This window comes from Streptosporangium sp. NPDC050148, from assembly GCF_055586505.1.
The window spans coordinates 41,558-55,365 of record NZ_JBVJIA010000024.1; the positions used below are offsets into that span (position 1 = coordinate 41,558).

General features: G+C 73.8%; 8 protein-coding genes. 2 read left to right on the plus strand and 6 right to left on the minus strand.

The genetic code is table 11. The features are described from left to right. Window positions 1–194 precede the first annotated feature (194 nt). Window positions 195–1,409 (plus strand): cysteine desulfurase-like protein, encoded by a 1,215-nt coding sequence (locus tag ACZ6RT_RS25625; RefSeq protein ID WP_470156628.1) that lies wholly within the window; start codon window positions 195–197, stop codon window positions 1,407–1,409. 1 nt (window position 1,410) lies between these two features. Here the strand turns inward: ACZ6RT_RS25625 and ACZ6RT_RS25630 are convergent, their stop codons facing one another. The 3 genes from ACZ6RT_RS25630 to pgfA form a co-directional block, all read right to left on the minus strand. Continuing rightward, the gene (locus ACZ6RT_RS25630; RefSeq protein WP_470156630.1) at window positions 1,411–3,144 is read right to left on the minus strand and encodes a hypothetical protein; all 1,734 of its coding nucleotides are present in this window, start codon (window positions 3,142–3,144) and stop codon (window positions 1,411–1,413) included. A gap of 137 nt (window positions 3,145–3,281) precedes the next feature. Next, complete coding sequence (locus ACZ6RT_RS25635) at window positions 3,282–4,397, minus strand: NAD(P)H-dependent flavin oxidoreductase (RefSeq protein WP_470156632.1); 1,116 nt, start codon at window positions 4,395–4,397, stop codon at window positions 3,282–3,284. A gap of 239 nt (window positions 4,398–4,636) precedes the next feature. Next, entirely contained in the window at window positions 4,637–5,554 is a 918-nt protein-coding gene (gene pgfA, locus ACZ6RT_RS25640; RefSeq protein ID WP_399186040.1) for a cell envelope lipid trafficking protein PgfA, read from the minus strand. A 162-nt stretch (window positions 5,555–5,716) separates the two neighbouring features. Between pgfA and ACZ6RT_RS25645 the strand changes: the two genes are divergently transcribed. Further along, complete coding sequence (locus tag ACZ6RT_RS25645; RefSeq protein WP_470156634.1) at window positions 5,717–6,967, plus strand: acyltransferase family protein; 1,251 nt, start codon at window positions 5,717–5,719, stop codon at window positions 6,965–6,967. Here ACZ6RT_RS25645 and ACZ6RT_RS25650 read toward each other — a convergent pair. Genes ACZ6RT_RS25650 through ACZ6RT_RS25660 form a run of 3 tightly spaced genes read right to left on the minus strand, consistent with a single transcriptional unit; the run spans window position 6,897 to window position 13,717 of the window. Continuing rightward, window positions 6,897–8,213: a PorA family protein gene (locus ACZ6RT_RS25650; protein WP_470156636.1), complete on the minus strand. Its 1,317-nt coding sequence runs from the start codon at window positions 8,211–8,213 to the stop codon at window positions 6,897–6,899. The two genes, ACZ6RT_RS25645 and ACZ6RT_RS25650, sit on opposite strands and share 71 nt — an antisense overlap. Then, window positions 8,210–12,415: an alpha-(1->3)-arabinofuranosyltransferase domain-containing protein gene (locus ACZ6RT_RS25655; RefSeq protein ID WP_470156638.1), complete on the minus strand. Its 4,206-nt coding sequence runs from the start codon at window positions 12,413–12,415 to the stop codon at window positions 8,210–8,212. The genes ACZ6RT_RS25650 and ACZ6RT_RS25655 overlap by 4 nt, the downstream gene beginning before the upstream one ends. Before the next feature lie 6 nt (window positions 12,416–12,421). Next, window positions 12,422–13,717 (minus strand): glycosyltransferase family 4 protein, encoded by a 1,296-nt coding sequence (locus ACZ6RT_RS25660; RefSeq protein ID WP_470156640.1) that lies wholly within the window; start codon window positions 13,715–13,717, stop codon window positions 12,422–12,424. Window positions 13,718–13,808: the final 91 nt, after the last annotated feature.

The following is a 13,808-nucleotide window of genomic DNA, read 5'->3' on the forward strand; positions in this document are numbered from 1 at the left end:
CGCCCCCCCCCCCCCCCCCCCCCCCCCCCCCCCCCCCCCCCCCCCCCCCACCCCTCCCCCCCCCCCCCCCCCCCCCCCCCCCCCCCCCCCCCCTCTGCCGGTCGCGGACCGGCCCCTCGCCCGGCCGTGGACCGGTCCGGCCGGTCCGGTCGTGCCCTGGCAAGATGGACGGCAGGCGCGACGAAGGAGACTCCGTGACATACGACGTGGCGGCCGTACGGGCCTGTTTTCCCGCGCTGGACGAGGGGGCGGCGCACTTCGACGGGCCGGGCGGCTCCCAGGTCCCCGAGCAGGTCGCGCGGGCCGTGGCCGGCGTGCTGGGGTCGGCGGTCTCCAACCGGGGGGCCGAGACCGCCGCCGAGCGGCGCGCCGACCGGATCGTCACCGAGGCCCGCCAGGCCATGGCCGACCTGCTCGGCGCCAGGCCGGACGGCGTCGTGTTCGGCCGGAGCATGACGCAGCTCACCTACGACATGGCCCGCGCGCTCGCCAAGGACTGGCGTCCCGGCGACGAGGTGGTGGTCACCCGGCTCGACCACGACGCCAACATCCGGCCCTGGGTGCAGGCGGCCGAGGCGCGCGGGGTCACGGTCCGCTGGGCCGACTTCGACCCCGGGCGCGGCGAGCTGGACGTGGCCGAGGTCGCCGGGCTGCTCGGCGGGCGCACCCGGCTGGTGGCGGTCACGGCCGCGTCGAACCTGCTGGGCACCCGGCCGGACGTCCCGGCGATCGCCGAACGGGTGCACGCGGCCGGGGCCCTGCTCTACGTCGACGGCGTGCACCTGACGCCGCACGTCCCGGTCGATCTCGCCCGGCTCGGCGCCGACTTCTACGCCTGCTCGCCCTACAAGTTCCTGGGCCCGCATCTCGGCGTGCTCGCCGCCGACCCCGCCCTGCTGGAGACGATCCGTCCCGACAAGCTGCTCCCCTCCGGCGACGCGGTGCCCGAGCGCTTCGAGCTGGGCACGCTGCCGTACGAGCTGCTGGCCGGGACGACGGCGGCGGTGGACTTCCTCGCCGGTCTCGTGCCGGGCGAGGGAGGCAGGCGCGAGCGGCTGGCCGTCTCGATGGCGGCGTTGCAGGCCCACGAGAGGGCCATGCTCGACCGGCTCGACACCGGCCTGGCCCAGATCGCCGGGGTGACCTCGTACGGCGCGGCGACGCGCGAGCGAACCCCCACGACGCTGTTCTCCGTCGAGGGCGTCAAGCCCGCCGACGTCTACCGTTTCCTGGCCGGGCGCGGCGTCAACGCCCCCGCGAGCCACTTCTACGCCCTGGAGTGCTCGCGCCGGCTGGGCCTGGGCGACACCGGCGCGGTCCGGGCCGGGATCGCCCCCTACACCGACGCCTCCGACGTGGACCGGCTGCTGGAGGGCGTCCGCGAGCTGGCCTCCGGCCTCGGCGGGTAGGTCACCCCGGGGCCGGGCCGCCGAAGAGGCCGCCGGTGACGCAGACCTGGGCCTGGGCCGAGAGCACCTCGATCCGGACCGAGCGGCCGGGCTCGGTGAACGGAACGTGGATCTTCCCGGCCCCCTGCTCGAAGACCACCTCGACCTCCTGCCCGCCGACCCGCACGTAGGCCGCCGTCCGGGCGGTCGAGCGGTAGTCGAGGCCGAGGACGACCATGCCGCCCCGGTGCGCGAGGGGGATCGAGATCACCCCGCCCTGCTGCGGGAAGCAGCCGCCCGGCGCCGCGACGTAGGGGCCGGTGAGCCGGGCCGGGACCAGCCTGCGGCCGGTGGGGTCGAGCACGAGCGGGCTCGCCGCGGGCCGGGGGTTGCGCATGAGCGCGGCCAGCTCCGGCGGGGCCAGCGGGCTGAGCGTGAGGTTGCTGAGGCCCTCGTCGCCGTAGCCGAAGCCGAACCGGTCGTAGGGGGTCTTCTGCGGGTAGACGTCCGAGCCGGGCGGTGCCGCGGCCAGCGTCGCGCGTACCGAGGCGAGGTAGGAGCGGATCTCGGCGCGGCCCGGCTCGGTCCCGGCCACGTACCTCTCCCCGGAGTACACCGACAGGGCGGTGACGGCCACCGCCAGCGTCACGCAGGCCGCCCGGACCGCGCCGCGGGCCGGGATCCGCCGCCGGTACGGCCGCGCCTCGCCCAGCAGCGGCAGGGTGGCCAGCGCCAGGCACAGGGCGAGCACCGGGACGGCGTCGGCGAGGTAGCGGGCCTCCTCCCCCAGCGCCTTGTCGAACGCGCGCCCGGTCAGGATCGGCACCATCAGCACCGGGAGGTAGACCGCGAGGATCAGCCACGCCTTCCAGGCCCCCCGCCGGAAGAACAGGGTGACGGCGACGACCGCCGCGACGAGCAGCCAGGCCGCGCCGACCATCAGCGGAGGCGGCACCGCGTAGAACTTGTACCACCAGCTCCCCGGGCCTCCGGCCGCGAGCACCGGGAAGGTCACGCCCAGCATCCGGGCCGTCGCCCGGCCCGCCACCTCCGCCGCGGGCGTCTCGACGCTCTGCCCGTGCAGCCGGTCGAGCTGCAGGAGGAACAGGACCGAGTACGCGCCCGCCACGGCCGCGTACGCGCCGAGGACCACCGCCAGGGAGCGCAGGCGCTCCCGGACCGGGAAGTACAGCACGGTGATCAGGACGAGCAGCAGGGGGATGGCGAAGACGGCCTTGAGGTGGAAGGAGCAGAGCCCGAACAGGAACCACAGCCCGGTCACCAGCGCGTCCGTCCCCCGTCCCGAGCGCAGGAACGTCACGTGCGAGGCGACGGCCAGGGCGATGGCGATCTGCAGCGGCAGCGCCTGGACCGCCGCCGCCCACCAGTAGAAGGCGGGCAGCGCGAGCGGGGAGAACAGGTACAGGGAGAAGGGCACCAGGATCGCCGGGCGCGTGCCGAACAGCACGCGCAGCATCCGGTACACGGCCAGGGAGGCGGCGAGCTGGAGGAGCAGCAGCGCCGCGGCGGTCACCGTCCAGTTGTAGGCGCCGAAGACGACGATCAGCTTGTTGGCGATCATCCCCACCGGCATCACGTGCGCGGAGTAGACGCCGAAGAGGTACCCCGGGTCGAGCGGCTCGGCCGTGGCCCGCCCGATCATGTTGAGGTCGTCGCCGAAGAAGCCGCCCCGGTTCAGGATCGTGGCCCGCCAGGCGAGCTGGCCCACGACGAGCACCAGGGCGACGGCGAACACCCGCCGGTCCCGGGACGGGGGCCGGGGGGCGCCTGCCCGGGAGGCGGGAACACGGTCTGTGACCTGGGGGGACGGCATCGTTCTCCACACTCGTCGCTCTGGATGAGTTCCTAACGTACGCGCCCCGGAGAGGCTACCTACTCATCGGTGATGCGACCCAATCGTTCCACGGCGCCCAGGTATCCCTCGATCATGCTGAAGACGACGTCCCTGGAGGACCTGACCTGGTTCATCGTGCCGATGATCTGCCCGGCCGGGAAGGTCGCCAGCTCGGCCGCGTCGGAGCGGCCGATCCGCCGGAGCGCGTCGGAGACCAGCATGAACTGCAGCGGCATCGGCAGCGTGCCGGGCGAGTCGGCCGCCTCCCAGGCGTCGGTCCACTCGTTGCGGAGCAGCCGGGCGGGCTTCCCGGTCCAGGACCGCGAGCGGACGGTGTCGCGCGAGGTGGCCTCCAGGATGCGGCGCTTGGCCATCTCGGGGGTGTCGGCCTCCTCGACGGCGAGCCAGATGGAGCCGGTCCACACCCCTTCGGCGCCCAGCGCCATCCCCGCGGCCATCTGGCGGCCGTCGCCGATGCCCCCGGCGGCCAGCACCGGGACGTCGACGGCGTCCACCACCTGCGGGATGAGGACCATCGTGGAGATCTCCCCGGTGTGCCCGCCGGCCTCGGTGCCCTGCGCGACGACGACGTCCACGCCGACCTCGACCTGCTTGATCGCGTGGCGGGGGGTGGAGGCGAGCGCGGCGACCTTCACCCCCTTGGCGTGGGCCTGGTCGACCACGTCGGCCGGGGGCGGTCCGAGCGCGTTGGCGAGCAGCGCGATCGGGTGGCGCAGCGCCACCTCCACCTGCGGTCGGGCGGTGGCGTCGGTCCAGCCGAGCAGCACCCTGCCCGCATCCGCGCCGGCCGACAGCGGCGGCACCCCGTGGGCGGCGAGCAGGCCGTCGACGAACTCCCGGTGCCCCTGCGGGATCATGCCCTGGAGGCGTCCGACCAGGTCCTCGGGGGAGTCGACGCCCAGGTCGGAGCCCGCGTAGGAGGCGGGCATGACCACGTCGACGCCGTAGGGCCTGCCGTCGACGTGGTCGTCGATCCATGCGAGCTCGACCTCGAGCTCCTCGGGGGTGAAGTAGAGGGCGCCGAGCACACCCATCCCCCCGGCACGGCTGACCTCGGCGACGACGTCACGGCAGTGGCTGAACGCGAAGATCGGCAACTCTATCCCGAGCATGTCGGTTACACGTGTCCGCATGCTGTGACTGTACGACCGCCCGGGAACAAACTGCAACGTGTTCTAATGCAGAACCTTTCTTTCGTTCCGGAACCTAAGCTACTCGTGAGTAATCAACATCAAAAAGTGTGGAACGGGTTCCAGTTCCATGCCCGCCAGGGCATGCGAAAGGCGGGAGGCCGCGGGCTTCGCCGCCCGCGGCCTCCCGCCGCCGTCCTCGTCCGGTCGTGTCACGGACCCCGGCCACCGGCCGGGACGCCTCACCGCTCCGCGCGGCGCCTGATCAGCAGCAGGCCGGTGATCACCAGCGCCAGCCCGAGCACCAGCAGGACCAGCGGGATCGTGGTCCTGAGCATCGTGATGGTGTTCTTGCCGTCCGTCGCGTTCTTGACCAGCTCGTCCTGGGTCTGCTGGGTCATCTTCGCGGTGGCGACGAAGGCCACCGAGCGCTCGACGCCGTCCTGGGTCTTGAGCACGTCGTGGCGCTGCTGCTCCTGGCGCACCGGCGAGCCGGTGGTCGGCTCGATCCAGAAGGTGTTGACGCCGTCGTAGACGCGGTCGACCTCCACGTCACCGGTCTCGTCCATGCCCAGGTAGGAGGCCGGGGCCGAGAGGGTGTCGATCGTGGTCGGCGGGATGGTCTGCTCGAACCGGTAGACCCTCAGGCCGCCGACCTGCTCCTCGGTCACGAACCTGGCGTCGAACGCCTTGCCGGTGGTGGAGTTGAAGACGCTGTAGGTCTTCTTCTCCACGTCGAACGGCCACTTGTAGATCTGGCCCTGAAGCTGGGCGGGCTCGTCGTTGATCTTGACCGAGCAGCAGTTGATGCCCTCGCCGGTGTACTTGTTGAAGGCGCTGCGACGCTCGCTGTAGGTGATGAGGGGGTTGGAGTTGGTGACGTCGTTCACCACCATGACCTCGTCCCAGACGACCCGGTCCCCCTGGGCCCCGGCGACGTCCCCCCTGGTGGTGACGGTGATGTCGAGATCGCCGGTCACCACCTTGCCCTTGTCCCCGACGCTGAAGTACTGCGCGTCGGTGGCCTCGAGCTTGCTGATCCCGTACTGGTCGGCCGGCGCGGCGATCAGGGCGGGCGCCACCTGGAACCGCACCAGGGGCGCGAGAACAAGGAGGAAAGCCCCGAGTCCGATCAGTACCAAACCGATGACGCGACGCATCGCTCCTCCAGGGGCCGTCCGCTATACAGGTGTGCCGATTGCCCTATAACAAGTTCCATTTCGCGATATGTTAGTGCTGGGAGTCATCTACGTCACCAGGGATGCCAAAAAGTGACCGAAACAGGTTCTATGCCGGTTCACCGGAGGCCGGCCGGCGGTGACGTGGACGATCTCCCCGCGATCGGGGGGCACCTGGACGCCATGGACGGCGTTCGCGCGGTCGCCTCGTTCGGGGTTCTTCTCTACCACGTGGCGAGCACGACGGGGGCCTCCCTGCGGGAGGGGTTCCTGCCCTCCCTGCTCTCCCGGGGCGACATCGGGGTGCCGATCTTCTTCCTGCTCTCGGGTTTCCTGCTCTACCGGCCCTGGGCGCGCCGGACCGTACGGGGAACCGGGGCGGACCGGGTCCACGAGAGGGCCGGGGACACCGGGAATCCCAGGGACGCCGTGGCCGCCCCGGACGTCGGGGACTACCTGTGGAAGCGGGCGCTGCGCATCCTGCCCGCGTACTGGCTGGTGGTCGTGGTGGCGCTGGCGCTCTGGTCCTGGCCGCAGGCGGCCGACCCGTGGAAGTGGCTGCCGTTCGTGCTGCTGGTGCAGAACTACGTCCCCGATCCCTGGTGGGGCGGGGTGAGCCCGCCGGGGCTCGGGCAGATGTGGAGCCTCTCGGTCGAGATGACCTTCTACCTGGCCCTGCCGCTGATCGCCGCCGCCCTGCACGCGCTGGCGCGGCGCGGGGCGGACCCGGTCGCCAGGGCCCGGCTGCTGCTCGGCGGCGTCTGCGCGCTCGGGGCGGTCTCCCCGCTGTGGGCGGCCTTCAGCCACTACCCGGTCCACCGCCCCGAGCTGGGCCTCTGGCTGCCCCGCCTGCTGGTCTACTTCGCCGCCGGCATGGCGCTTGCGGTCGTCTCGCTCTGGGCGCACGCCGAACCCGATCCGGACGCTCCGGTACGGCGCCTGACCCGGGGGATCCGCGAGTCCTGGGTGACCTGCTGGATCATCGCCGGCCTGGTCTACGTGGTGGCGGCCAGCCCGATCGCGGGGGGCCGCCTGTTCGAGATGCAGGACCTGTGGACCGACCTGTTCGAGATGACGCTCTACACGGTGTTCGTGCTCGCCCTGCTCTCCCCCGTCGCCCTGCAGTCCCCCGGCCCCTCGCCGATCCGCTCGCTGCTGGGCAACCCGGTGATGCGCTACCTGGGCCGCATCTCCTACGGCGTCTTCCTGTGGCAGTTCGTGGTGATCGTGGGCTGGTACGAGCTGACCGGCCAGGAGTCCTTCAGCGGCGGCCTGCTCTCCACGCTGGCGGTGTGCACCGCGCTCACCGTGCTGCTCGCCGACCTCAGCCATCGGCTGGTCGAGGCTCCGGCGCTGCGCCTGCACCGGTTGCGCCGCCGTCCCGCCCGGGACTGACCCCGGCGTCACCGGCACCGCCCGCACCGCCCGCACCGCCGTCGCCGGGCTCACCCGTCCCGCGGCCGTCCGCACCGTCGCCGTCGTCGCCGTCCGGACCGGCGGCGCGGATCAGGCGCACACCGGCCACCAGCACCGCCACGCCCAGCACCAGGAAGGAGATCGGGATCACCAGGTTGACCAGCGTCGCCCGGCTCCGAAACTGCCGGGCCTCCCCGGCGTTCCAGCGCTCGTCCCCGGCGCTGGTGCGCAGGTCGGCCGCGAGCGCGACGACCCTCCCTCGGCCGTCCGGCGTGCGCAGGGTCCTGACCAGGTTCTCCCTGAACCCGATCACCATGCCGCTGGTCGGCTCCACCCAGAAGGTGCGGGTCCCGTCCAGGTAGGCGTCGACCGGGAACAGCTCCGCGTCCGGCGCGGAGGCTCCCGAGGTCCCGGCGGTGCCCGAGGTCCCGGCGGTGCCCGAGGTCCCCGTGGTCCTCGCGGTCCCCGGAGGGCCGGGCGTCCTCGGGGTCCGCCTCTTCTCGGGGCGCTTCGCGGTCTTCCGCTCCTCCGGCTCCTCCAGTCCCAGGACGGATCCGGGCAGCCGCATGGGCTGCTGGACGTAAGGCTCGTCGACCAGGCGTTGCGCGTAGCGGTACACCCGCACGCCGTGCAGGGTCTCGATCCCGTCGAAGCGGGCCGTCACCGGTCTGCGGGCCAGCGGGTCGTAGACCTGGTACGCGATCGGCCGGGCCTCGAAGGGCCAGCGGAAGAGCAGGCCGCGCGGGGCGGGGTCGGGGTTCTCGTCGACGTAGTCCTCGCAGCAGGGGAACGCCTGCGCCGTGCGCCGGTCGAAGGCCAGGCGCCGCTCGTGGTAGTCGACGCGCTGCCCGCTCCGGGTGGCGAGCGAGACGAACTCGGTCCACACGGCGACGTCGGGCGTGGACCTGATCGTGTCGCCGTACCGGGCCACGGCCTGCTCCAGCGGGACGCCGCTGCGGACGCGCAGGGCGGCGGTGTCGAGGTAGGAGCCGGACTCGGTGGTCAGCATGGTGATCCGGTTCTGCTCGGCGGGCAGCACCAGACCGCTGGGGTAAACGTACAGGCGGACCAGCGCGGCCAGCGTGATCAGGAAGGCCCCGGCGGCGAGGACCAGCACCCCGCGCAACCGCTCCCCGCTCATCCCCCGGCCGGTCGTCCCAGGACCGGTCGTCTCAGGACCGGTCGCCTCGGGGACGGCCCGCGGGTCCGTCGTGCGGCCGGTCACCGTCGCTCCGCCGGTCGCTCGGCCGGTCGCGCCGGGGCGGTCTCGACGGGCACCGCGACGGCCGTGTCGGGCACCCGCAGCCACGGCCTGGACGGCCGGGGCACCCGCACCGCGGCGAACAGCAGGCCCAGCACCGTCAGGCACAGGTACTGCGCCACGACCGCCCCGGCCTCCCCGCCGTACCCGAGCGCGAGACCGGCCGCGCCGAGCCCCGCCACCACCGGGAACGGCGTGAGCAACGCCCTGCCGATCCGGTACGCCCGGCCGCCCGCGCTGTGCTCGGCCGAGGCGACGCCGCGCAGCCACAACGCGAGCGCCGCCACCGTACCGGCGAGCGCGGCACCGGCCCAGCCCTCGGCCACCAGGCCCAGCACCGGGGCCAGCGGCCAGAGCCAGGCCGCCCGCACCCGCGCGGCCGGTGCGGCGGCGAGCGTCCGCACCCGGCGCGGCCGGACCAGGGCGAGCGCCGCGACCAGGGCGACCAGCGCCCAGCCGACGAGCAGCGCGGTCCGGTAGAGCCCGTCCGGGGCGTAGGTCATCACCACGGTCCCGTCCCCGGGCGGCAGCAGCCAGGCCTGCCGCCAGCCGTCGAGCCGGGCCGGTTCCAGCACGCGACCGCCGAACGTGGCCCGCCAGCCGGCGTTGAAGTTCTCGCCGAGCGCCAGGTAGGAGGGCTCGGTCGTGGAGACCCGGACCCGGCGCTCCCCCGCGTCCCAGCTCTCGACCGCGGCCGGGCGCAGCACCGCCGGAGCCGCACCGGGACCTGCGATGGTCCCGCCGGTCCCGCCGGTGCCGCGCAGGACCATCGAGTCCACCCGGAAGCCCTGGGCGGCGGCGGCGCGTACCCGCAGCGTGCCCGCCTGCGTCCAGACCGCCTCGCAGGTGCGGTACGGGACCGGGCGGCCGGCGAACAGGTCGCCCAGGGTCCCGCCGCGGATCTCGGTGGGCGTCTCGACCCCGTTGACGGTGAGCATGGGGCCGAACCCGCAGGGCATCCTCAGCGGCTGCGCCCCCAGGGCCGGCAGCGGCCTGATCCCGGGGACGGACACCCCGAGCACCTCCATCCGCCACGAGCCCAGGGCGGTGAAGGTGATCTGGACCCGGTCGGCCCGCATCGGCGCGAAGCCGATCCAGCCGTCCCGGGACGCCCACGCGTACCGGACGGAGTCACCGGCGGTGACGGTGACCCGCACCGGTGGCGCCCCCAGCCTGGTGTCGGGGAAGTCGACCCGCAGCCGCGACAGGGTCACGGTCCTGCCCAGCTCGGCGGTGAGGGTGGGCGCGAGGTCGGCCCGCCCGGCGTACCAGACGGTCCTGTGGTCGTCGTCGAACGCCGCGTACGCCCCCGCGGCCGGGACGTCGGCCGCGGTGGAGGAGGCGGTGACGCGCGGGAAGGTGCCGGGGGGCATCAGCACGGTCTCGGCGGCCCGCTGGTCGGCGAGCACGGCCCTGCCCTCCAGCACGCGCCGGCCGGTGGCGACCGGGAACGACCGGTCGAAGGCGTAGCCGTCCTCGCCCACGTAGTGCAGCCGGTCCGCGCAGGTCCAGGCGTAGGAGCCGAGCATGCAGCCGGGAGCGGCGTCGGTCCGGCTGGTCACGACCGTCCGTCCCGGCTCCGGGGCGTCCCCGGAGGGGTCCGCCGGGGTCACGGAGGGCACCACGAGGGTACGCCCAGGGCGGACGCCGGGGATGGCGATCTCGGTGATGCCGACCCGGGGGTCGGGGTCGCGCAGGACGCCGGTCACCCGGATCCGGATCCTGGAGGTCTTCCCCGCCGGGACGTTGAGCCGTTCCCACAGCGAGGTGAGGCCGAGCCGGGTGCGGACCCGGCCGGTGTCGGTCTCCACCATGACCTCCGATACCGTCACCGCCTCCTCGGAGCGCTCGAACACCGCCTGGATCGAGGGGACCGCGACCGGCTCGGCCAGCCGGACCTCCAGCCACTGCTCGACCGCCGGTTCCCAGCCGGTGGAGCGCCAGCCGGTGCGCAGGTCGTCGTCCAGCGCCGCGTACGGCTGCTGCCCGGCGTCGCGGGTGCCCGGGGTCGCCCCCAGCCTGGACTGCGAGGAGGAGGCGGTGACGGACTCGACGCCGGTGAGGACGGCGACGGTCTTCGGCTCGTCCCAGGCGGGGTCGGTGAGGTCGTGGGCGGTGCCGCGTCCCTCGTAGGGCTCGTCCGGCGTCATCGTCTCGGTGTAGGGCCTGCGCAGGTCGCTCACGACCAGCTCGCGACGGCGCATGGTGTCGGTGAGCACCGTGTCCTCGGCCGGGATCGCGTCCGCGCCGGGGTCGTCGCCGAGGATCACCGGGCGGTCGTCGCCGAGCACGCCCTCCTCGGCCATGGTGAGCAGCGCCTCCGGGGCGCCGGAGACCCGCAGCGGCCGGGCCGCGGGCACCGTGCCGACGACCGGGCTCGCCCCGGTGACCTCGTAGATCTCCAGGGACGCGTACGGCTGGTCGAGCCGGCCCGACGCGGTCGGGGAGTCCTCGAAGCCGACGGAGGGCCCGAAGCCGCGCACCCTGCTCAGGCCGGGAGAGCGGTCCAGGGCCTCGTGCACCCGGGCCGGCCAGGCATCGCCGAAGGCGACGCGGTCCAGGTCGTTGCGGACCAGCAGGTAGCGCACGCCCATCCGGCGCAGCGCCCGGGTCAGCCCCGCCGAGCCCTGCCCGTTGGCGAAGCGGTCGTCGATCGCCTTGACCAGGCGGTTCGACCCGGCCGTACCCCAGGGCACGATCGTGTTGCTCACCCACCTGGCCTTCTTCAGCAGCGGCTGGAACGGCTCGTCCAGCGGGCGCCCCCAGGTGTACTCCCCGCGCCGCGCCCCCGGCAGGACCAGCACGGTGCCCTGGTCGGCCCGCTCGTCCAGCCAGGAGGCCGCCTGCCGCCAGTGCTCGGGGACGTCGGCGAAGGCGCCGCCCGGGGCGATGCCGGCGGTCGCGACGGGCATCAGGGTCAGCCCGGCCAGGGCGGCGACGGCCACCGTCGCGGGGAGGCGGACGGCGGCCCTGACGGCCCCCACGTGGGAGACCAGGGCGGCCAGGCCCAGCACCAGCGGGAGCCGCAGCAGCGCGTTGAACTTGTGCAGGTTGCGGAAGGGGGCCAGCGGGCCGTCCAGCAGCGCCCTGAGCGGCTCGGCGAGCGGCCCGGTGTGGCCCGCGACGAGAACGATCACGCCGGCCAGGGCGGTCAGGACCAGGAAGGGCCGCTCGGGGGTGCGGGCGAGCGTGAGGCCGGCCAGCCCCAGCCCGGCCACCAGGGCGGTGACCACGACCAGCCAGGGCACGGTGGCGTGCTCGTAGGCGGCGGGCAGGTAGGGGCGGCCGTCCACCGGCAGGAAGGCCACCCAGTGGTTCATGCCGCGCAGCACGTTGGTCAGCGACCCGACGACCGTGGTCGTCCACGCGTTCTCGGTGAACGGCATGAAGGAGAAGACGTAGCGGCCCAGCAGCACCAGCGGGACCAGCCACCAGAAGGAGACCGCGGCGATCGCGGCCAGCCACCAGGCGATCAGCCGCCGCTTGCGCGGTCCGGGGCGCCGGGTCAGCAGGTAGATCATCGGGACGACGAGCACGGCCAGCTCGGCGGCGGCGTTGATGCCCCCGGCGAACAGGAAGACCAGCGCCGACAGGCAGGCGGCCCGGCGCGGGGTCGTCTCCCCCCTCGCGCCCCTGATCAGGAAGAGCAGCACCCAGGGCAGCACGGCGCTGGGGGCGAACTCGACGGAGTTGAACCCCATCAGGGCCTGCGCGTGCGGGGCGAGCGCGTACGCCAGGCCCGCCAGCACCCCGGCGAGCGGGCCGCCGATCCGCAGCGCCCGCGCCACCTGGGCGACGCCGACGAAGGCCGCGCACAGCATCAGCGTCACCCACAGGCGCTGGACCACCCAGGGCGGCATGCCCGAGTTGATCAGCAGGGTGTAGAAGGGCCCCATCGGGAAGATGTAGCCGTACGCCTGGTTCTGCAGGTGGCCCAGGTAGTCCTGGTCCCACATGTTCAGCGCCTGGGCCAGGAAGCCGATCGGGTTGATCGGCATGTCCAGCTTGGTCTCGGCGATGAGCCTGCCCGGCGCCATGTGGAAGGCGACCGCGGCGAGGAAGAGACATCCGGCCAGCAGCCTGAGCCTGCGGCGGAGCCCGGTGTCGGAGGCGCCGAACTCGGCGACGGGTGCCGACAGGCGGGCGATCCACGTGTCAGGGGTCACGGGCGCTTACGGCGGGTCGGTCTCACCCGAGGCGAGACAGAGATCGGATGCATGAAGGTGACGACCGTTTTTGGCTAATTCTGTGGTGATCAGTCCGGTCATCGTAGCGCCGGTCCTCCCCCAGGTGAACTCGGCGGCCCAGAGCCGGCACGCCTGCTGGATCTCCTCGCGCCGGACCGGGTCCGACAGTTCCCCGAGCGCGCGGTCCACCACGTCGGCCAGCGTCTCACCGTCCCCGACCAGCCAGCCGGTGACGCCGTCGCGCACCGAGTCGCGCAGCCCCGCCACGTCGTAGGCGACCGTGGGGACGCCGAGCGCGGCGGCCTCGATCACGGTCAGCCCCCAGCCCTCGAACTCCGAGGCGGTGACGTTCAGCCGCGCGGCCCCCAGGATCGCGTTCTTGGCGGCCTCGGGCAGGAAGCCGTGCAGGTGGACCCGGTCCTCCACCCCCCGGCCGGAGGCGTGGGCGGTGAGCCGCTCCTGCTCGTGGCCGCGCCCGATGACGTGCACGTGCATGCCGGGCCAGGCGTCGCCGAGGTCGCGGGCGAGGTCCACCACCCGCTCGACGCGCTTGTGCCCGACCAGCCTGCCCAGGTAGACCACGGCCGGGTCGCCGGCCACCCCGCCGGGATCGGCCACCGGCCGGGCCACCGGGCTGCCGTTCGGGATCACCTGGATGGGTGCGAGCCAGCCCAGCCTCTCGCGCAGCTCGGCGCGGGAGGACTCCGAGACCGTCACGGTCGGGCGGCGCCGGTAGACCAGCCGGGCCACCGGCCCCTCGATGAAGCAGCCGATCCGGGCCAGCCAGGGCGGGAAGAAGGCGTAGAACTGGCGGTCGTGCACGTGGTGCACCAGCGAGACGACCACGGTCCGGCGGCTCACCACCAGGGGGGCGAAGAAGGGGATGCCGTTCATGCAGTCGATGACGACGTCGAAGCGCCTACGCCGCAGCAGCATCCAGAGCGGGACCAGCAGGTAGACCAGGAACGGGTTGCCCATCCGCCGCAGCGCGATGCCGTCGCGCTCCTCGGCCGCGGCCTGCCCGGCCTCCCTGGCGGTGACGAACGTCACCTCGGCGCCCTGCCCGGCCAGGTGGCGGCTGACCTGCCAGGCGTACTCCTCGGCGCCCCCGGCCACGGACTGCGACGGCTCACGGAAGTTCAGGACGGCGACGCGCACCCCGCGCATGGAGAGCCGGCGCGGCCCGGTCCCGGCGACCAGACCGGCGGGCGCGACGGTCGCGACCGGCACTGCGGGCGCGACGGGGGTGCGCGGGATCGCTCTGGCGCCCTGTCCGGCCACGAGCACTCCTATCTCCGTACGGCGTGTCTCCGCACGGCATGCGGGAACGGCGGCACCGGGGCGTCCGCGGGCATGCCGAGGCCGGCCCCTG